Here is a 19,119-nt window from a genome sequence, read left to right on the forward strand (position 1 = left end):
ACTGCCCTATGGCGACCGGCGCGTATCCCCTTGCGCGCCGTTTTTCTTCGTTCATCCGGTCGCGCGCGGCGTGCTAAGGTTGGGCTCATCTCGCTGCAGTGAAGCTTGCCATGCCCCATCTCGCCCAGACCCACCCTCGCCTGACCATCGCCGTAGCCTTGGGCGCCGCCGGTGGTATTGCGGCTGCCGTCTTCGCGCCACACATTACCCTGACCAGCAAATGCCTGATCGCCTGGAACGTTGCGGGTTGGTTCTACATGGTGCTGATCATGATCCGTACCTTTAAATCCAATGCCGAGGACGTCAGGCGCATCGCCGAAATCGAGGATGAAAACGCAGGCCTGGTGTTGATGGTGGTCTGCGTCGCCGCCATCGCCAGTCTTGCCGCCATCGTACTGGAGCTGGCGAACATCAAGGGCATGTCGGACAGCGACAAGGCCCTGCACTACGCGTTCACGGGCTTGACCATTGTCGGGTCGTGGTTATTGATCGGGGTGATCTTCAGCCTGCATTACGCGCGCATGTTCTACACCTGGGACGGTGACGATGCAGGCCTGAGGTTCGCTGATGGCGAGCAGAATCCGGATTATTGGGATTTTCTGTATTTCTCTTTCACCATCAGCGTCGCGGTGCAGACGTCCGATGTGGGGGTCGCTACCCGGGAATTGCGCAAGGTGGTGCTGGCGCAGTCGCTGATCGGTTTTTTGTTCAATACGTCGATTCTCGGCTTTTCCATCAACATCGCGGCGGGCCTATTTAACTGACGCGCTGTTGGAGCCGGCGTGCTGGTAGACAGGGCGCAACAGGGGGCAGGTGTCGACGGGTTTTCCCTATTCGCTGCCCTCGTAACGTCTCCCACACAGGCAGTGGGCCTGGCGAAACGTTTGCGTAACCGCAACGCCTGCAGGCCGTGAGGCCGTCCCGGGCGCAGGCCGCTACGGGTTATAGGGTTCAATTCCTGATGAGGCAGGCGTACTGTTAGCGCCACACATCCAATGCAATCCTTGAACGAGGCGTCTCCGAATGACTCAGGGTTCCGCGCTGAGAATTGCCGTACTCGATGACTGGCAATCTGTCGCTCAAAAAGTGGTGGACTGGACGGCACTCGACCCGATTGGCGACGTCAGTTTCCTGCACGACTATCCCGCCGACACAGCGACCGTGGCCACTCGTCTGCAAGGCTTCGACGTCATCTGCGTCATGCGCGAGCGGACGATTTTCGACGACGCCCTGCTCGGCCAGTTACCCAAGCTGAAATTGCTGGTAACCGGCGGCATGCGTAACGCCGCGCTGGACCTCAACGCGGCTACCCGTCTGGGCATCACCGTGGTCGGCACCGAAAGCTACAAGTACGCCGCACCCGAGCTGACCTGGGCGCTGATCATGGCCGTCACGCGCAACATCGTCGACGAGGCCAACTCCCTGCGGGCAGGCCATTGGCAGGTCGGGATCGGCAGCGATCTGCAGGGCAAGACCCTGGGCATCGTCGGTCTGGGCAGCATTGGGCAGAAGATCGCCCGCTATGCGCAGGCCTTCGACATGAAGGTCATCGCCTGGAGCGAAAACCTCACCGCCGAGCGCGCCGCCGAGCACGGCGTGACATGGGTCAGCAAGCAGACGCTGTTCGAGCAGTCGGACATCGTCTCGGTGAACCTGGTGCTCAGTGACCGCAGCCGTGGTCTGGTGGACGGCGAATCGCTGAACCGGATGAAGCCTACGGCGTACCTGATCAATACGTCTCGCGGGCCGATTGTCGATGAGAACGCGCTGATCGAGGCGCTCGAGCAGAACAAGATCGCGGGTGCGGCACTGGATGTCTACAGCGTCGAACCGCTGCCTGCCGATCATCCCTTCCGCACCCTGCCCAATCTGCTGGCAACGCCGCACGTGGGTTATGTCACCGAGAACAACTACCTAATGTTCTACGGTCAGATGATCGAGGATATTCAGGCCTGGCAGGCGGGGAGCCCGATTCGGTTGCTTGCTGGATGAAGCAGCGCCTCTTGCTGTCATGCCGGTCGCACTCGGCAACGGTCGCCACGCTGCCCGCCATGCATCGGACTCAATTAACCCATCGAGGATTACAAGGATGCCCACCTCTCTCTCCCGACTCGCCGCTGACCCGCGTTCCGTACTGCTGGTCATCGACATGCAGTACGACTTCCTGCCCGGCGGCGCGCTGGCTGTGGCCGGAGGCGATACGCTGGTGCCGTTGATCAACCGCCTCGGCGCGCAGTTTCGCAACGTGGTAATCAGCCAGGACTGGCACCCCGCCGAGCATATTTCCTTCGCCTCAAGCCACGCCGGACGCCAACCGTTCGATAGCATCACCCTGCCCTGCGGCCCGCAGACGCTTTGGCCGGACCACTGCATCCAGGGCACCCGAGGCGCCGAAATGCATGCCGGCCTGAATCTTCCCCATGTCCAGTTGATTCTGCGCAAGGGCTGCAATCCCGGTATCGACAGCTACTCGGCGTTCGTCGAGGCAGACCGCACGACGCAGACCGGCCTGGCCGGGTATCTGAAGGAGCGCGGCATCGACAGTGTGTTCGTGGTCGGCCTGGCGCTGGATTACTGCGTGGCCTGGACGGCACTGGACGCACGGGCGGCAGGCTTCAACACCTGGGTGATCACCGATGCCTGCAAGCCCATCGACCTGGGCGGGTCGTTGGACAAGGCGTGGAGGGATTTCCAGGCAGCGGATGTGATGCGGATCAACAGCCGCGATTTGGTTGACTGACCCCTCCGTTCTTCGGGACTTGGGCGGGTACCAGCCCAAGCACCACCTGTGTATGAGCGTGCTCACGATGGCTCGGATTCAGACCCTACATCCGCTGCGGCTGTGCCGATCCTTCGCGAGCGAGCTCGCTGCCACAGGTGATGCGCGAGGCTAAGTCACCCTTGCCCTAGCGCAAATCGTTTCAACCCTTCCCCCTCCATCCGGTAGCGCACCCACTCATCCTGCGGCTCGGCCCCGATCGATGTGTAGAAATCGATCGCCGGCTGATTCCAGTCCAGCACGCTCCATTCGAAACGGCCGCAGCCGGTGTCGTGGGCGATTTTCGCCAGATGGCGAAGCAACTGCTTGCCTGCGCCGATGCCGCGTTGTGTGGCCGAGACGAACAGGTCTTCAAGGTAAAGCCCTTTGCGGCCCTGCCAGGTGGAATAGCTAAGGAAATACACGGCGAAGCCGATGGGCTCATCATCCAGCAGACAGATCAGCGCCTTGGCCGGCGACGCCTCATCGAACAGGCTGCGCTCGATGTCAGCCACGTTGGCCTTGACCTCATGTTCGGCTTTTTCATAGATGGCCAGCTCGGTAATGAAGCCCAGTATCACAGCGGCATCGGCGCGGGTGGCATCGCGGATTTGAAGGGGCACGGCAGGGTCTCCAGGGTTAATGAAAAGGCCGTCGTCCAGCGCGAACGACGGGAACCGAATTGTGTCTCACCCATCAGCGCGGCGCAGCAGACAACTCCAAAAAAACTGACCGTCCACCCCAGAAAAGCCAAAGGATCATCATGGACACTGAACAAGACGGTAAGACCCCGGGCCTGACGGCCGAGGAAGAACGTGACATCGGCGAGAATCAACCGCCCCGCGCCGCCGTGCTGCACGAGACGATCCGCATGCAGGGCGACCAGGAACTGGAACGCAACGTAGCCGCGCTGTTCTGGTCGGCCCTGGCCGCCGGGCTGACCATGGGCCTGTCGCTGATGGCCATGGGTTTGCTCAACTCGCGCCTGCCGGACGGTGAAGCGTTCAAGGTGATCGCCAGCGTTGGCTACAGCGCGGGCTTTCTGGCGGTGATACTCGCGCGTCAACAGTTGTTTACCGAAAACACCCTGACTGCGGTGCTGCCGGTAATGAGCAAGCCGACGCTGAGCAATTTCATCCGCTTGCTGCGGCTGTGGACCGTCGTGCTGGTGGGCAATCTCTGCGGCACGCTGCTGGTGGCCTACGTCATGCTGCACCTGCCGATCTTCGACACCAAGACCGATCAGGCTTTTCTGGAGATCGGGCGCAAGGTCATGGAAAACGGCCCCGCCCAGATGTTCGCCAAGGGCATCGTGTCGGGCTGGATGATCGCCACCATGGTGTGGATGATCCCGTCCATGGAAAACGCCAAGATGTGGATCATCCTCATGATCACCTACCTCATGGCGCTGGGAGATTTCACCCACATCGTGGTCGGCTCGGCAGAGGTCTCCTACCTGGTGTTCGCCGGTGAGCTATCGTGGAAGGAGTTCTGGTTGGTGTTCGCCGGACCCACCCTGGGCGGCAATATCATCGGAGGCAGCTTTATCTTCGCGCTGATCAGCCATGCGCAGATTCGCAGTGAGAGCGGCAAGCCGAAGAAGGGGACTGCGCAGAAGAATGATGGCACGTCGAAGAAACAGCCACGTGGGCCGGCAGAGGGCATCTCGCGAGCCTGCGAGAAGGACTGAACGCAGCCAGCCTCTGCCCGAAGGGTGTGGGAATCGGGCTTGCCGACGAGCTGCGGGGAACCGGCAGCGTCACTTCGACATGCATTGCGACAGACCCATTGACGTGCATGGACGTGCTGACGCTGCGCTGCAGATCGTCAACCCGCCGGGCTCCACGCCCCGCGGGCAAAATCAAAAGCACAATTTCGGCGCGAATGAGCTTCTTAAATTATTTTTAAGAAAGCCTCACTGCGTTTAAAGGCAAAATACAGCCTTCAGTCACTACGTGGTTCAGGCAATCCAATGACCCGAATTCTGACAATCGAAGACGATGCCGTCACAGCCAAGGAAATCGTTGCCGAATTAAGTAGCCATGGCCTGCAGGTAGACTGGGTCGACAATGGCCGCGAGGGCCTGGTACGTGCCGTCAGCGGCGATTACGACCTGATCACCCTGGACCGGATGTTGCCTGAAGTCGACGGCCTGGCGATTGTCACCACCATGCGCGCGCTGGGCATCGCCACGCCGATCCTGATGATCAGCGCCCTGTCCGATGTCGACGAACGCGTTCGTGGTCTGCGCGCGGGGGGCGACGACTACCTGTCCAAGCCCTTTGCTTCCGATGAAATGGCCGCGCGGGTCGAGGTCCTGTTGCGCCGCAGCAACCCGGTGACCCAGGCCGAAACCATGCTCAAGGTTGCCGATCTGGAGCTGAACCTGATCACCCGCGAAGCCAGCCGCGCCGGGCAGCCGCTGAATCTGCTGCCGACCGAATACAAACTGTTGGAATTTCTGATGCGCAACAACGGCCAGATCATCACCCGCATGATGATCTTCGAGGAAGTCTGGGGTTACCACTTCGACCCGGGCACCAACCTCATCGACGTGCACATCGGTCGCTTGCGCAAGAAAATCGATCCCCCTACCCTGACGCCGCTGATACGTACCGTTCGAGGCTCAGGTTATGTCATTGCCGAACCCGTCTAAGGGCTGGCGCTCCTCCAGCAGTCGTCTGCTGGCGCTTTACAGTTTTCTGTTCGTGGCCTGGAGCAGCATCCTCATGGGGGTGCTGTACTGGGAAGTCACCAGCTACCTGAACACCCTCGCCCGCCACTCGCTGATGCAACGCCAGCAGCTGTTTTCGCGTTTTCAGGGTGCGCAACTGGACGATGCCCTGCGCACCAGCGACAAGTTCGACATCCGTACCGTCGATGCCTATGGGTTGTTCGACAAAGACCTGAAACCGATCAGCGGGCCGGTCCACGAAATCCCCGACGGACTCAAGCTGACCGGGGAAATTCAAGAACTGGACACCTGCATCGATTCCGACGACCCGGACCTGCCGCCCGCCAGTTGCGATGCGGTGGCCATTCACACCCTCGACGACCGCTGGTTGATTCTGGTGCGTGACAACGGTTCGCTATTCGCCGTGACCACGCTGATTCTGCGCGCGTTGTTGTGGGGGATTTCGCTGACCATCATTCCCGGCATCGCCGGCTGGCATCTCTTGCGTCGCCGACCACTCAGGCGCATTGGTGCGATTCAGGCCAGCGCCGAAGCCATCGTCACCGGCGACCTGACCCGACGGCTGCCAGTGTCCGATCGTCGCGACGAACTGGACATGCTGGCCGACATCGTCAACGCCATGCTCGACCGTATCGAACGGCTGATGAACGAGGTCAAAGGTGTCTGCGACAACATCGCCCATGACCTGCGCACGCCGCTGACCCGCCTGCGCGCACAGCTTTATCGCATCCAGCAACAGTCCCCTGAACACTCGCCGCAAGGCGAGCAAATGGCCCAGGTCATTGCCGACGCCGACACCTTGATGGCGCGCTTTCGTGGATTGCTGCGAATCTCCGAGCTGGAAGATCACCAGCGCCGCTCAGCCTTTGATCAGCTCGACGCATTGCCATTGCTGCAGGAACTGCACGACTTTTACCTGCCGCTGGCCGAAGAAGGCGGCGTTTCCCTGCGACTCAAAGTCACCGACAGCCTGCCGCCCCTGATCGGTGATCGGGCCTTGTTGTTCGAGGCCTTGTCGAATTTGCTGAGCAACTCGATCAAATTCACCCCGGCGGGTGGCCAGGTCCTGCTGATTGCCCGCGCCGAAGGCGACACTACGTTCATCGAAGTCCAGGACACCGGCCCCGGCATCCCTGACGCTGAGCGTGAGGCGGTATTCAAACGTTTCTACCGCAGCGAAACCGGCAATCAGCAGAGCGGCTTCGGCCTGGGGTTGTCCATCGTCGCGGCCATCGTCAACCTGCACGGCTTCAAATTGCGCATCGGCAACAGCCCGTCCGGCGGCGCGAGCCTGGTGCTGGAGTGTCGGCAGGTATTGGCGTTGGGCTAACCCACCCGCAACTCATGGGCGGTGAAAACATTTTTCCCGAATGCATTCGCTCCCACAAGAGCTCAGCGCGAACACAAGAAAGCAGCACACCAGTCCTGTAGGAGACGCCGAGGTTAAGACGGCAGCGAAGGCGGTGTGTCAGCCAGGCATGCAGGTGAAGTCCTTGCTACGGCCAATCTGATGACCCTGAGCATCCTCAAGCTTCACCCTATACTCCTCGCCCAGACTCGACTCCACCAGCTTATACCGCTCACCGGCCTTGAACTGATCGAAGCTGATGCCTGCTTCGCAGTTCCTCTGCCCATCATCGCCGCTTCCTTCGACGATCAAATCCACATCAAGCTTGTGCGCGCCCGGTTTCACGTCGAAATAACGCCCGTCATTCAAGCGCTTTCCGTCCAGATCCTCCGCCATCAGCACCCCGGACGGCTCTTCCTGCAAGCCGATCCACGCTTCACTCGGGTCAGCTTTGGGCATGGGACCGGCGCAAGCAGAGAGAACAGCCACCAGACCCAACATGGGCACCAGCAACAATGATTTCGCGTTCATGACATAAACCTCAGCAGTTGGAAAAAGTCCCTGTGGCGCAGGGTGAATTTCGGTGAGGCAAGGCTGCGCGCGGCCTGCATGAACAACAAATGAATCCCCCATGAAAGCTCTTTGTGCGCCGGACTAACGATTTGTTCATCTGGCCGAAAGCTGCCTGTTAGGTATCTGCCCCAAGACTGCGCTGATTCGAAATGGGAGGTTTCCGGCATGCTCGGGCTGGTCAAGACTGCATTGCTCAAGCCATACACGTTCATCGTGTTGGCGATATTCATCTGTATTGTCGGGCCGATGGCGGCCGTCAAGACACCCACTGACGTGTTCCCCGACATCGGCATTCCCGTGGTCGCGGTGGTCTGGCAGTACGCTGGCCTGTCGCCGGATGCCATGGCGGGGCGTGTGATTTACACCTACGAGCGCTCGCTCAGCACCACGGTCAACGACATCGAACACATCGAATCGCAGTCGTTGCCAGGCATGGGCATCGTCAAGATCTTCTTCCAGCCAGGGGTCGACATCCGCACGGCCAACGCGCAAGTGACAGCCGTTTCACAAACCGTGCTCAAGCAGATGCCTGCCGGTATCACACCGCCGCTGATCCTTAACTACAGCGCCTCGACAGTGCCGATCCTGCAGATGGCCTTCTCCAGCCCGACGCTGTCGGAAGCGCGGATTCGCGACCTGGTGCAGAACAGCATCCGTCTGCCGCTCAGTGCGGTGCCCGGGCTGGCGATGCCCACGCCAATGGGCGGCAAGCAGCGACAGATCACCCTTGACCTGGACCCACAGGCACTGGCTGCCAAGGGCCTTTCTGCACAGGACGTCGGCAACGCGCTGGCCGCAGGCAACCAGATCATCCCCGTGGGCACGGCAAAGATGGGCACTGATGAATACACCGTGCTGCTCAACAACAGCCCTCAGGCCATCGACGAACTCAACGACCTGCCGATCAAGACCGTCGACGGCGCCCTGATCACCATTGGCCAGGTGGCCCACGTGCGTGACGGCTCGCCGCCGCAAACCAACATCGTGCGCGTCGATGGCCGTCGCGCGGTGCTGATGCCAGCCTTGAAGAACGGCAACATTTCGACCCTGTCGATCGTCGACAACATTCGCAACATGCTGCCGCTGATCAACGAAAACCTACCGCCGGAACTGAAGACTTCGCTGCTGGGCGATGCCTCGGTGTTCGTCAAGGAATCGGTGGGCAGCGTGGCGCGGGAAGGCATTATCGCCGCCCTGCTGACCAGCGTGATGATCCTGCTGTTTCTCGGCAGTTGGCGCTCTACCGTGATCATCGCTGCTTCAATTCCACTGGCGGTGCTGTCGGCCATTGCCCTGCTCTCCATCAGTGGCCAGACCCTCAACGTCATGACCCTCGGCGGGCTGGCGCTGGCGGTGGGGATTCTGGTGGACGATGCCACCGTGACCATCGAGAACATCAATTGGCACCTTGAGCAAGGCAAGGCGGTGAAAGACGCGATCATGGACGGCGCGCGACAGATCGTCGGTCCGGCGTTCGTTTCACTGCTGTGTATCTGCATCGTGTTCGTGCCGATGTTCATGCTGCAAGGCATTGCCGGTTACCTGTTCCGGCCGATGGCGCTGGCAGTGATCTTCGCCATGGGCAGCTCGTTCCTGCTGTCGCGCACTCTGGTGCCGACCCTGGCGATGTTTCTGCTCAAGCCACATGCAGTGGAAGCCGGCCCCGGCCATCACCCGGAAGATGCCTTCATCAATCATCACGAAGGCGATCAGCATGGGCGTCAGCGCAATGGCTTGCTGCGCGCAGCGTTGGCTTTCCAGCAGGGTTTCGAGAAGCGCTTCTCGGCAATCCGCGACGTGTATCACGGCCTGCTGGGTCTGGCACTGAAACAGCGCAAGGCCTTCCTGCTGGGCTTCCTCGCCTGTGTGCTGGCCAGTTTCGCGCTGCTGCCGAGCCTGGGTGAAGACTTCTTCCCCGCCACCGACGCCGGTGCGCTGTCGATGCATGTGCGCCTGCCGCTGGGCACACGCATCGAAGAAAGTGCCGCTGCTTTCGATCGCATCGAGCAACGCATTCGCCAAATTATCCCCGCCGATGAACTGGACACGGTGATCGACAACATCGGTATCCCGCTCAGCGGCATCGACATGGCTTACAGCAGCAGCGGCACCATTGGTCCGCAGGACGGCGACATTCAGGTCACGCTGAAGAAAGGTCATGCGCCTACCGCAGACTACGTGAAGCGTCTGCGTGAAGCCCTGCCGCAAAGCTTCCCCGGCAGCCAGTTCGCCTTCATGCCGGCGGACATCAGCAGCCAGATCCTTAACTTCGGCGCCCCCGCTCCACTGGACCTGAAAATCTCCGGGCCAAACGGTGAAGCCAACCGTGCCTACGCGCTGGAACTGCAACGCCGACTGCAACACGTTGCGGGCATTGCGGATCTGCGCATCCAGCAGTCCACCGGCTATCCCTCACTGCAAGTGAACGTCGACCGGCTGCGGGCCAAGCAGCTGGGGATCACCGAAAAAGACGTGACCACCAGCCTCGGCGCCTCGCTGGCCGGGACCTCGCAAGTGGCACCGACTTACTGGCTGAACCCGAAAAACGGCGTGTCCTACTCGGTGGTCGCAGCCACGCCGCAATACCGTCTGGACAGCTTGCCGACCCTCGAAGCCTTGCCGATTACCGGCAGCGATGGGCAGTCGCAGATCTTGGGCGCACTGGCAACCATCAAGCGAGTCGACAGCCCGGCTGTGGTCACCCACTACAACATCCAGCCGACGCTGGACCTGTATGCCAACGTGCAAGGTCGTGACCTGGGCGGTGTCGCCAGAGACGTGCAGAAGGTCATCGACGACACGGCGCACCTGCGTCCCAAGGGCGCGGTGGTCAGCCTGCACGGCCAGATCGACGCCCTGCATGAAGCCTTCAGCGGTCTGAGCCTGGGGCTGCTCGGCGCGGTGGTGCTGATCTATTTGCTGATCGTGGTCAACTTCCAGTCCTGGGTGGACCCGTTCGTTATCATCACCGGCCTGCCCGCTGCCTTGGCGGGGATCGTTTGGATGCTGTTTCTCAGCGGCACCTCGTTGTCGGTGCCGGCGCTGACCGGGGCGATCCTGTGCATGGGCGTTGCCACCGCCAACTCGATTCTGGTGGTGAGCTTCTGCCGCGAGCGTCTGGCCGAACATGGCGACGCCCTGCTTGCCGCGCTGGAGGCCGGTTACACGCGCTTCCGTCCGGTGTGCATGACCGCACTGGCCATGATCATCGGCATGCTGCCACTGGCCATTTCCCAGGAGCAGAACGCTCCGCTGGGCCGCGCCGTCATCGGCGGGCTGATCCTGGCCACTACGGCGACGCTGCTGTTCGTGCCGGTGGTCTTCAGCCTCGTGCATCGCCATTCAAAACTCCGCTCTTTAAACCCGCATGCCGCCACCCAAGCCAGCGCTATTGATGGAGAAACACCCCATGTCGTCTGAACACGCCCCTTCGCGCAAACGCCTGATGCTCGCGGGCATCGGCGGTCTGACCCTGGCGGCGCTGCTGGTCGCCAACGGCCTGGCCGCGCGTACCCGCCACGACCACGCCGTCGCCGAGTGGACTGAAAGTCAGTCAGTGCCGGCGGTGACCGTGGTCTCGCCCGCGCAGAACGCGCAGGGTGACACGCTGCAGTTGCCTGCACGCCTCGACGCCTGGAGCAAGGCGTCGATCAACGCGCGGGTCAGCGGTTACCTGAAAGACTGGACCGTCGACATCGGTACACAGGTGAAGGCCGGTCAAGTACTCGCGCACATCGACAGCCCTGAACTGGATCAGCAACTGGCGCAGACCCGCGCTCACCTGGCCCAGCAACAGGCGCAGGCGCGCATTGCCGAAACCACCGCCGGACGTTGGCAACATCTGCTGGCGACCCATGCCGTGTCGCAGCAGGAAGTGGACGAAAGGCTGTCTGCCGCCACCGCCGCCAAGGCCGATGTGCAAGCGGCCGCTGCCGATTATCAGCGCCTTACCGACCTCGCCGCGTACAAGACCATTCGTGCGCCTTTCAGCGGCACCATCACCGCGCGTAACACTGACATCGGCCAATTGATCAAGGCCGACGACGGCGGTGGCACGCCACTGTTCGCCATGGCCGACACTCATCGTCTGCGCCTCTACGTACCGGTGCCACAGAACTACGCCAGCGTCATTCAGCCCGGTATGCACGTGCAACTGACGGTGCCCGAGCATCCCGGGCAGGTCTACACAGCGACCCTGCTCGGCGATTCGACGGCGGTCGATCCGCGTTCCGGCACCTTGATGGCGCAGTTTGTTGCCGAAAACCGCGATGGCGCGCTGCTGCCCGGCGACTATGCCGACACCACCTTGCAGGTCGCGGCGGGCAGCCATGGCGTCAGCATTCCGGCCAGCGCATTGATCTTCCGCGCCAAAGGCACGCAAGTGGCCACCGTGGACGGCGCGGGGCATGTGCATCTGCGCAACATTCATATCGCCATGGATCTCGGCGATCATCTGGTGATCGATCAGGGACTGCAGCCTGCGGACAAGGTCATCGACAACCCGCCTGATGCGCTGCGTGAGAACGACCCGGTGCAACTGGCCGACGCTGGAGAGCAACATGCGCACAAGGCTTAATCGTCTGGCTCTGGCGCTGGCGATTGCCAGCGCTGTCACCCTCCAGGGCTGCTCGCTGGCGCCAACCTATCACGTACCGAACGTCGCACTGCCCGAGCATTACCAGGAAAACGCCGGCCCTTGGCACCCTGCTCAACCTGCCGACGCGTTGCAGGCTGATTGGTGGCACGTGTTCCAGGACCGGCAACTCAATGACCTGCAACAGCGCTTGCTCAAGGCCAACCCTGACCTGGCAGCGGCGCTCGCGCACTATGACGCCTCGCAGGCATACGCCAGCCAGTTGCATGCCGGGCTGTTCCCGGAGGTCAACGTCAGCATCAACCCGATGCGCCAGCGTCAGTCAGCGCACCGGCCGTTGCGCGGCAGCACTCAACCCTCGGTGTACAACAGTGACAGCGCCGGTTTCAGTCTGGGTTTCGACCCGGATCTATGGGGCAAAATCCGCAATCAGGTGGCGGCTGGCGACGCTCAGGTACAAGCCTCTGCGGATGATCTGGCAGTGGCGCGTCTGAGCCTGCAACGCCAACTGGCAACGCTTTACGTGCAGGCCCGAGGTCTGGACGCGCAGAGCCGGATTCTCAAGACATCATTGGACGACTACACCCAGGCCTTGCAACTGACCCGTGATCGTTACGAAGGGCAGATCGCCTCAGAGCTGGACCTGACCCGCGCCCAGAGCCAGCTCGCTGAAGCTCAGGCGCAGCTGGACGATGTGAAGGCGCAGAGCGATCTCAGTGAACATGCGATCGCCGAACTGGTGGGCGTGTTGCCCAGCGACTTCGCCCTGGCGCATAACGCCGAGCAACTGAAGTTGCCGGACATTCCCCAGGCCCTGCCCGGCAGCCTGCTGCAACAGCGGCCGGACATCGCTGCGGCAGAACGCCGGGTGTTCGCAGCCAACGCTAATATCGGCGTGGCCAAGGCTGCCTGGTATCCGGACTTCAGCCTGACCGGCATGCTCGGCGGCCAGACCGGGGGCAGCGGTAATCTGCTTGCGGCCGCCAACCGATACTGGGCGTTGGGGCCGCTGGTCAATCTGCCGATCTTCGACGGCGGTCGACGCTCTGCCAACGAGCGCCAGGCCAAAGCCGAGTTCGAGGAAGCGGCTGCGCAGTACCACAGCAAGGTGCTGAAAGCCGTGCGCGAAGTGGAAGACAACCTCGCGCAGCTGCGCGACCTGGAGCAGGAATCACGGGACCAACAGGCTGCCGTGGACGCCGCCCAAAGCGCTCAAAGCATGGCGACCAGCAGCTACGAGGCCGGCGCGGTGGATTATCTGGACGTGGTCACCGCCCAGACCACCGCCCTGCAAGCGCAGAGACGCTTGCAGGAGGTCGACACCAGCCGCTTGAAGGCCAGCGTCGGCTTGGCGGTCGCGTTGGGTGGGGGGTGGAGCAGTTCCGCCTTCAATCACTGACCCATCGCTTTCGTCCGAGCGCAGCCCGCACCGTCGTAACCTCCGGCGTTTCCCACTGGACTTGTACCGTGAGAGCCTCTGGCGGTTGCGACAGTGGCTAGACAACGCTGTAAGCCACCCTATCTGTGACTGAACTCTCGCCATCCGATGATGGGATTACTCAAATCCCACATCAACCATGCAATTTTCCAAATAGTTGAAAACATCGCCATACCATGGAAGCGAAACGTCTTTCCTACTTAATCATCTGAAAAACTTACAAGATAAGAACAATCTGAAAGCTTATTCACAGTTCGCATATATATACCGCAGTTCGGCATCCCCCTTGAAATAGCGTCAAGCCATACATCAAAGGAGTTGAATGTATGAGCGGTGACGAAGAAAAAACATAGTGGTTTGAATCGCCCCGGATTTTCTAGACACTCTCCAAGCTCAGGAAATAGCGTTTCTCATACTCTACTGGAGACAGCTGCATAGCACTGCTGTGCCGGCGTTTAGGGTTATAGAACATTTCGATGTAATCGAAAATATCACTCCGGGCGTCTTCACGCGTTGTGTAGATCTTTCGTCGAATTCGCTCCCGCTTCAAAAGCTGGAAAAAGCTCTCGGCTACGGCATTGTCGTGGCAGTTTCCTCGCCGACTCATGCTGCTGATTACATTGTTGGCCTTCAAGAAGCTTTGCCAGTCTGAGCTACTGAACTGACTGCCTTGGTCTGAGTGGATCATCACTTGCTGCTGTGGCTTGCGTCGCCATACAGCCATCAACATCGCGTCGATAGCCAGGTCGCTGCACATCCTTGGCTTCATTGACCAACCAATTACTTGGCGTGAGAACAGATCCAGCACTACCGCCAGGTAGAGCCATCCTTCATAGGTGCGGATGTAAGTGATATCTGTCACCCAGACCTTGTTCGGCTCACTGACCTTGAACTACCGCGCGAGGTGGTTGGGCGAGGCCACTGTTGGTTTTCCACCGTAAAACCCTGGACGCCGCCGATAGCCCCTTTGCGAACGCAGCCCCTCCGCCTGCATCAAGCGCCCAACTCGATTTCGCCCGCATGCTTCTCCCAGCTCACGCAGGTCATCGTGAATTTTGCGATAGCCGTATACACCTCCGCTCTCCAGCCAAGCATGTTTGATCAAGCCAAGCAGGCGTTGATCTTCTTTTGCTCGGGCAGATTGAGGCTCGCCCAGCCAGGCGTAGTCGCCGCTGGGGTGCACCTTGAGAGTTGGGCAAAGGCGCCGTACCGGGTAATCAGCTGAGTGCTTCTTGATGAAGGCGTACTTCAGCCGCACTCCTTGGCAAAGTACGCGGCGGCCTTTTTTAAGATGTCTCGCTCTTCAGTCACACGCTTGAGTTCGGAGCGAAGCTGACGCAGCTCGGCTTGCTGATCATCGTCTTGCTGACGCTGCTCTTGGGGTTTGCTGTAGAGCTTGATCCAGGCGTAGAGGCTGTGAACGGACATGCCCAGGCGCTGGGCAACATCGGCGACAGGTTTGCCTTTCTCGGTCACTTGCTTGACCGCTTCGATCTTGAGTTCTTCGGGGTAACGCTGACGACTCATGGCACCTCCTATTTGGGCCTCATTATGAGGCTTGGAGGTGTCTATGAAACCAGGGGCGATTCAGATTGGGAACTGCTAGCCGATGAGCAGACGCAAATCAGTGTGCCATTTCGTCTGGGTACAGGAATGACCAACCTTCGCGATGGGCAGTTGAACTATGGTATCCGGCAAATTAAGGAGCAAGCGCACCTGTACGTCTACCCGACCAAACGCAATCCTGCTTTATCAACAGTCAAGATTCGCAGGGCCGTCAAAAATGCGGAGTCCGGAGATTATCAGTTTCTGCAGCCATCGTTTCCGGGGCACTCGATAACCTGGAAAGGGCGCTTGGCATCCACCGACGTCGAGCCAACACAGCCTCAAAAACAGAGCATGTATCCCAGTTCATTACGTACCGTCGACGTTCCGGTAATTGAAACCTTGAATAGCGCAGAGGACATTCACTGCGACGACTGTATTGTGGTGTTTCCTGATGGTGCAGGAATCGATCCGGTCTACGTTGTTTTCAAAAGCGTTGACGAATATCCAGGCGCCGCCTTCGGTGCCGGTCAGCCTGCCGGAGATGATTGGCTATCGAGCGGTTTTGCAACCTCACGAGCAACGATCCCAGCCTCAGTAGCCAGCCAGCTCAACGGCAAGACATTCAAGCGTTTCGACCTTTTCACGCAAGCATTCTGGAAGGCGTTGGTGAACACACCGAACCTTGCCGCACAGTTTAGCGACGACGCACTCATCAGCATGAAAAGTGGGATAGCGCCCGTCGTTGCGATCTCGGAAGTCTCCAGCGAAAAAGCGAAGCTAACGCTGAAGCACGTCTTGTCAATTAGCGATGGCGGCGCGGTTTACGACATGGACAACATGCAGATCAGTATCACCCCGCTCGCAGCGTAGCCAAGTGCCTCTATCAGGCGGTCAAGACTAACCGGTTGCAGGCCAGTGCCGGTGGGCGGTGGCGATGGGCGGGGGGTCGGCGCCCACCAACGGACAGACGATGAACCCCAAGGCACCGATCAACAACGCCCCGGAGAAATGCTGGCGCCGTTTGGCCGTGCGGTCTGCCGTCATGGCGTCGCTAAATTGCGGGTCCTGCATCATCTGCAATTTGGCGAAACCGACGTTGAACCGGTCGAGGTAAGCGGTGAGGTAACAGAAGATAATGAAAGGCATGATCCGTCAGGCGATCTTGCGATACACACGACCTTGCTTGCGGCCTGTGCAGTCGTCTGGATGGTCGTCTCGGCGACGACGGCTTCGGTGATATTCGACATACATTCCTCATCTTTCTGAAGATCTTTTTATTGTTGGAAGATCCCGTCTGTCGGCCACCAGGCTTTGAAGCTGACAGCCGTCACGTCACTCCAGCGCACTGGTTGGCCTGCTGCCACCGGACGGTTCAGCACCACCCCGTGGGCCAGCCCGATCGGCAGGCCGCCCATGGCCAGGGAATCCACCGCTGGCATCAGCTTGCCGTACACCCGATGCCCGCCCTCGCCGTCCAGTTTTTCCCCTGCTTGCCCGTGGCGAGTTAGGGTTGCGGCAGATCCTGCCCAGCCAGAAGATCAACCGCACCTATTGGATCACCACCCACGCCGACACCTGCGAGTTGGCACGGTGAAGGTGATGCAGCAGATTCTGGAGCGTGAGGTGGCGCGGGACCCGTTGTTTTGGCGGATTTGAACAAATCCCGGGTTAAACACGTTCTCCCCGTGGGAGCGAATTCATTCGCGAGGGGCAAGTACAACCGATACACCTATATCGGTTGGAATATCATTCGCGAATGAATTCGCTCCTACAGGGACAATGGTCGTCCGTGAGAACGCTTCAGGCCTTGACCACCGAAAAATCGAACAACACCTGTGGCGCCTCGATCAGCAACGAGCGTGTCACTTGAGGTGTGCAGCCCAGTGCCTGCAATTGCTCGACCACCGTTGCATAGCTGACTCTGTCCTCGTGCTGCGTATGCGGCCAGTCGCTGCCCCATACCAGACGCTGCGGGCCGAAACTCTGCACCAGTAAGGGCAGCGCGGCGCGGGCAAAATCGAGGTTCTGCTGCTCACTGCCTTCCAGGCGATAGATGCCCGACACTTTCAACCACAGCTGACCACTCAGGCCCAGCTCGAGCATGTCGCCAAACCCGGGTTGATCCAGGCCCAGACGTGCGTCGGGCCGCCCGAAATGATCGACAACGATCTTCACGCCAAATGCCAGCAAGCCACGGACCAGCGCCGGAATGTCCGCGACATGGCGATGCAGTTCCACATGCCAGTCCAGCTCGGCGACGTGGCCGAACAGGACCTTCCATTGCGGTTCGGAAAAGTCCGGTAACACCTTACCCATCAGGTTCAGGCGAATACCCACCACGCCCAGACGATCCATCTCGTCCAGTTGCGTGCGGCTGATGTCGCGATCAACAACCACCACACCGCGCAGTTGCGCGGGTGCCTGTTTCAGCGCATCGAGCAGGTAGCTGTTATCGCTGCCGAGAAAGCTCGGCTGGACCAGCACACCATGGCTCAGGCCGTGGTTGTGCAGGTTGTGCTGATACGTCGCCAGCGTGGCGTCGTAGTCGGGTGAATAGCGTCGTGCCGATGTCAGATCCAGCTCCCTGCTGAATACGTGTGCGTGGCCGTCGATGCCGAGAATCGACGCGGGAAAGGTGTCGGACATGGGTCTCATCTATGAAGGGAAATGCGCGGCGCCCGGCTGTTGAGGCACGGGCCACCGCGCAGGAAAGAACTATCAGGCGCTGGCAGTTTCCTTACCCGCAGTGGCGCCCTGGCCGGCGGCGCTGACTTCCAGGCTGCGACCACGGGTTTCCGGCAGGCACAGCGCGGCGATCACCGCAACGCCGTAGGCAATCCCGGCATCGATACCGATGGCCGAGCCCAGCGACATCGACTCGCTCATGTGACCGACCAGAAACGGGAACACCGAGGACAGCACGCGTCCAAAGTTGTAGCAGAAGCCCACCCCTGCTCCGCGCACATCAGCCGGGTACAGCTCGTTGAACAGGGCGCCGAGGCTGGCCGGAATGCCGGCGGCGAAGAAGCCCAGAGGGAAGCCCAGAAACAGCATTTGGGTGTTGGTCAACGGCAGGAACACATAGCACTGCACGGTGATCACGCAGCACAGGGCGAACAGCACGATGTTCATGCGCCGGCCGATACGGTCGATCAAAAAACCACTGGCCACGCAGCCGCACCAGAACGCGACGATGATCACCGCCAGATAGCCACCGGAGTTGAGCACCGATAGATTACGTTCGGTCTTGAGGAACGTCGGCAGCCAGGTCATCACCGCGTGGTAGCCACCGTGGGCGCCGAGGCCGAGCAAGCCGCCAAGCAGGGTCACGCGAATCAGTTCAGGACGGAAAATACCGGCCAGGGATTTGAAGAAGCTCTGTGGGATGGCCTGGTCTTTTTGCAAGCGCTGGAAGCTGTCCGGCTCTTCGACATTACGGCGCACCCAGATGATCAGCAGCGAGGGCAGCAGGCCGACCAGAAACATGACGCGCCAGGCAATATCCGCTGGCACGAACGTATAGATCAGCGTGAAAACGCCGACTGCCAGGCCCCAGCCCACAGCCCAGGCGCTCTGCACGGTGCCCATGACCTTGCCGCGGTATTTGGGGTTGATGGTTTCCGCCATCAGCACCGCACCCGCCGCCCACTCGCCACCGATGCCGAAACCTTGCAGGGCCTTGACCACCAGCAGCGTATTGAAGCCGGTGACGAAAGCGGAAAGAAAGGTAAAGAAGGAAAACCAGAGGATCATCCATTGCAACGTGCGCACACGACCGTAACGGTCCGACAGCGTGCCGCCGACCCAACCGCCCAGCGCAGAAGTGATCAGTGTCACGCCGCTGATCAGGCCCGCGTCACCCTTGCTCAAGGCGAAAGCAGCGATCAATGCAGGAATGGCCAGCCCGAACATCTGCACTTCAAGGGCGTCCAGCGACCATCCGCCGAAGCAGGCCCAAAACGTTTTGCGCTCCCGAGGAGTGACTTGGCGATACCAGTTGAACATGGTTCTTGTCCTTATGTAGGTGAAGCGGCAGGTGTTGTGAGCCCGTTCTAGGTGATGGGCTTGGTGCAAATCTTCTGTAGCCGTCCGCCATGCTGGCGCTGGCCTCGGGTCAGTCACCAGGGTGTGACCCGACAGCTCATGGCCAAACGGCTATAGGGGG

16 protein-coding genes and 1 pseudogene are annotated in these 19,119 nt (G+C 60.4%); 10 read left to right on the forward strand and 7 right to left on the reverse strand.

Going from position 1 to position 19,119, the window contains the following annotated elements; translation table 11 throughout:
* Window positions 1-110 precede the first annotated feature (110 nt).
* From B3I26_RS06335 to pncA, 3 genes are all read left to right on the forward strand, one after another.
* A complete protein-coding gene (locus B3I26_RS06335; RefSeq protein ID WP_296256190.1) occupies window positions 111-764 on the forward strand; it encodes a DUF1345 domain-containing protein in 654 nt (217 codons plus the stop codon).
* 259 nt (window positions 765-1,023) lie between these two features.
* Window positions 1,024-1,992 (forward strand): D-2-hydroxyacid dehydrogenase family protein, encoded by a 969-nt coding sequence (locus B3I26_RS06340; protein WP_296256192.1) that lies wholly within the window; start codon window positions 1,024-1,026, stop codon window positions 1,990-1,992.
* 97 nt (window positions 1,993-2,089) lie between these two features.
* Window positions 2,090-2,740 carry a bifunctional nicotinamidase/pyrazinamidase gene (gene pncA / locus B3I26_RS06345; RefSeq protein WP_296256193.1) on the forward strand — a complete coding sequence of 217 codons (651 nt, stop codon included), beginning with the start codon at window positions 2,090-2,092 and terminating at the stop codon, window positions 2,738-2,740.
* Between the two features lie 155 nt (window positions 2,741-2,895).
* Here the strand turns inward: pncA and B3I26_RS06350 are convergent, their stop codons facing one another.
* Window positions 2,896-3,381 carry a GNAT family N-acetyltransferase gene (locus tag B3I26_RS06350; RefSeq protein WP_296256195.1) on the reverse strand — a complete coding sequence of 162 codons (486 nt, stop codon included), beginning with the start codon at window positions 3,379-3,381 and terminating at the stop codon, window positions 2,896-2,898.
* A gap of 140 nt (window positions 3,382-3,521) precedes the next feature.
* Here B3I26_RS06350 and B3I26_RS06355 point away from each other — a divergent pair, with 140 nt between their 5' ends.
* The 3 genes from B3I26_RS06355 to B3I26_RS06365 all read left to right on the forward strand — a co-directional run bounded on the left by B3I26_RS06355 (window position 3,522) and on the right by B3I26_RS06365 (window position 6,783).
* Entirely contained in the window at window positions 3,522-4,448 is a 927-nt protein-coding gene (locus B3I26_RS06355; protein WP_296256197.1) for a formate/nitrite transporter family protein, read from the forward strand.
* Between the two features lie 282 nt (window positions 4,449-4,730).
* Complete coding sequence (locus B3I26_RS06360) at window positions 4,731-5,414, forward strand: response regulator transcription factor (protein ID WP_296256198.1); 684 nt, start codon at window positions 4,731-4,733, stop codon at window positions 5,412-5,414.
* Window positions 5,392-6,783, forward strand: a complete 1,392-nt coding sequence (locus B3I26_RS06365; protein ID WP_296256200.1) for a sensor histidine kinase — start codon at window positions 5,392-5,394, stop codon at window positions 6,781-6,783. Before B3I26_RS06360 ends, B3I26_RS06365 begins: the two co-directional genes overlap by 23 nt.
* Window positions 6,784-6,921: 138 nt before the next feature.
* Here the strand turns inward: B3I26_RS06365 and B3I26_RS06370 are convergent, their stop codons facing one another.
* On the reverse strand, window positions 6,922-7,332 hold the full coding sequence (locus B3I26_RS06370; protein ID WP_296256202.1) for a hypothetical protein: 411 nt from the start codon (window positions 7,330-7,332) through the stop codon (window positions 6,922-6,924).
* 207 nt (window positions 7,333-7,539) lie between these two features.
* Between B3I26_RS06370 and B3I26_RS06375 the strand changes: the two genes are divergently transcribed.
* From B3I26_RS06375 to B3I26_RS06385, 3 genes are read left to right on the forward strand one after another with little or no spacing between them, the layout of a single operon-like run.
* On the forward strand, window positions 7,540-10,794 hold the full coding sequence (locus B3I26_RS06375; RefSeq protein WP_296256204.1) for an efflux RND transporter permease subunit: 3,255 nt from the start codon (window positions 7,540-7,542) through the stop codon (window positions 10,792-10,794).
* Window positions 10,784-11,950, forward strand: coding sequence for an efflux RND transporter periplasmic adaptor subunit (locus B3I26_RS06380; protein ID WP_296256206.1), 1,167 nt, complete (start codon window positions 10,784-10,786; stop codon window positions 11,948-11,950). Before B3I26_RS06375 ends, B3I26_RS06380 begins: the two co-directional genes overlap by 11 nt.
* Window positions 11,934-13,367: an efflux transporter outer membrane subunit gene (locus tag B3I26_RS06385; RefSeq protein ID WP_296256208.1), complete on the forward strand. Its 1,434-nt coding sequence runs from the start codon at window positions 11,934-11,936 to the stop codon at window positions 13,365-13,367. The genes B3I26_RS06380 and B3I26_RS06385 overlap by 17 nt, the downstream gene beginning before the upstream one ends.
* A gap of 415 nt (window positions 13,368-13,782) precedes the next feature.
* On the opposite strand, the pseudogene B3I26_RS06390 reads toward B3I26_RS06385, so the two are convergent.
* A pseudogene (locus B3I26_RS06390) lies at window positions 13,783-14,933 on the reverse strand (IS3 family transposase).
* 24 nt (window positions 14,934-14,957) lie between these two features.
* Between B3I26_RS06390 and B3I26_RS06395 the strand changes: the two are divergent.
* Window positions 14,958-15,824, forward strand: a complete 867-nt coding sequence (locus tag B3I26_RS06395; RefSeq protein WP_296256477.1) for an S-type pyocin domain-containing protein — start codon at window positions 14,958-14,960, stop codon at window positions 15,822-15,824.
* Between the two features lie 27 nt (window positions 15,825-15,851).
* Here the strand turns inward: B3I26_RS06395 and B3I26_RS28845 are convergent, their stop codons facing one another.
* The 4 genes from B3I26_RS28845 to B3I26_RS06415 all read right to left on the reverse strand — a co-directional run bounded on the left by B3I26_RS28845 (window position 15,852) and on the right by B3I26_RS06415 (window position 18,959).
* Window positions 15,852-16,100, reverse strand: coding sequence for a hypothetical protein (locus tag B3I26_RS28845; RefSeq protein ID WP_409522002.1), 249 nt, complete (start codon window positions 16,098-16,100; stop codon window positions 15,852-15,854).
* A gap of 128 nt (window positions 16,101-16,228) precedes the next feature.
* Window positions 16,229-16,393: a hypothetical protein gene (locus B3I26_RS06405; protein ID WP_296256209.1), complete on the reverse strand. Its 165-nt coding sequence runs from the start codon at window positions 16,391-16,393 to the stop codon at window positions 16,229-16,231.
* Between the two features lie 361 nt (window positions 16,394-16,754).
* Window positions 16,755-17,600 carry an amidohydrolase family protein gene (locus B3I26_RS06410; RefSeq protein ID WP_296256211.1) on the reverse strand — a complete coding sequence of 282 codons (846 nt, stop codon included), beginning with the start codon at window positions 17,598-17,600 and terminating at the stop codon, window positions 16,755-16,757.
* Between the two features lie 72 nt (window positions 17,601-17,672).
* Entirely contained in the window at window positions 17,673-18,959 is a 1,287-nt protein-coding gene (locus B3I26_RS06415; RefSeq protein ID WP_296256213.1) for an MFS transporter, read from the reverse strand.
* Window positions 18,960-19,119 lie beyond the last annotated feature (160 nt).

It is taken from the genome of Pseudomonas sp. UBA5706, from assembly GCF_002419965.1.
Classification (GTDB): domain Bacteria; phylum Pseudomonadota; class Gammaproteobacteria; order Pseudomonadales; family Pseudomonadaceae; genus Aquipseudomonas.

Coding starts and splice junctions, on each gene's coding strand:
- pncA (WP_296256193.1), top strand. CDS start 2,090: ATGCCCACCTCTCTCTCCCGACTCGCCGCTGACCCGCGTTCCGTACTG.
- B3I26_RS06365 (WP_296256200.1), top strand. CDS start 5,392: ATGTCATTGCCGAACCCGTCTAAGGGCTGGCGCTCCTCCAGCAGTCGT.
- B3I26_RS06370 (WP_296256202.1), bottom strand. CDS start 7,332: ATGAACGCGAAATCATTGTTGCTGGTGCCCATGTTGGGTCTGGTGGCT.
- B3I26_RS06385 (WP_296256208.1), top strand. CDS start 11,934: ATGCGCACAAGGCTTAATCGTCTGGCTCTGGCGCTGGCGATTGCCAGC.
- B3I26_RS06380 (WP_296256206.1), top strand. CDS start 10,784: ATGTCGTCTGAACACGCCCCTTCGCGCAAACGCCTGATGCTCGCGGGC.
- B3I26_RS06340 (WP_296256192.1), top strand. CDS start 1,024: ATGACTCAGGGTTCCGCGCTGAGAATTGCCGTACTCGATGACTGGCAA.
- B3I26_RS06375 (WP_296256204.1), top strand. CDS start 7,540: ATGCTCGGGCTGGTCAAGACTGCATTGCTCAAGCCATACACGTTCATC.
- B3I26_RS06335 (WP_296256190.1), top strand. CDS start 111: ATGCCCCATCTCGCCCAGACCCACCCTCGCCTGACCATCGCCGTAGCC.
- B3I26_RS06410 (WP_296256211.1), bottom strand. CDS start 17,600: ATGTCCGACACCTTTCCCGCGTCGATTCTCGGCATCGACGGCCACGCA.
- B3I26_RS06415 (WP_296256213.1), bottom strand. CDS start 18,959: ATGTTCAACTGGTATCGCCAAGTCACTCCTCGGGAGCGCAAAACGTTT.
- B3I26_RS06360 (WP_296256198.1), top strand. CDS start 4,731: ATGACCCGAATTCTGACAATCGAAGACGATGCCGTCACAGCCAAGGAA.
- B3I26_RS06395 (WP_296256477.1), top strand. CDS start 14,958: ATGAGGCTTGGAGGTGTCTATGAAACCAGGGGCGATTCAGATTGGGAA.
- B3I26_RS28845 (WP_409522002.1), bottom strand. CDS start 16,100: ATGCCTTTCATTATCTTCTGTTACCTCACCGCTTACCTCGACCGGTTC.
- B3I26_RS06405 (WP_296256209.1), bottom strand. CDS start 16,393: ATGCCAGCGGTGGATTCCCTGGCCATGGGCGGCCTGCCGATCGGGCTG.
- B3I26_RS06355 (WP_296256197.1), top strand. CDS start 3,522: ATGGACACTGAACAAGACGGTAAGACCCCGGGCCTGACGGCCGAGGAA.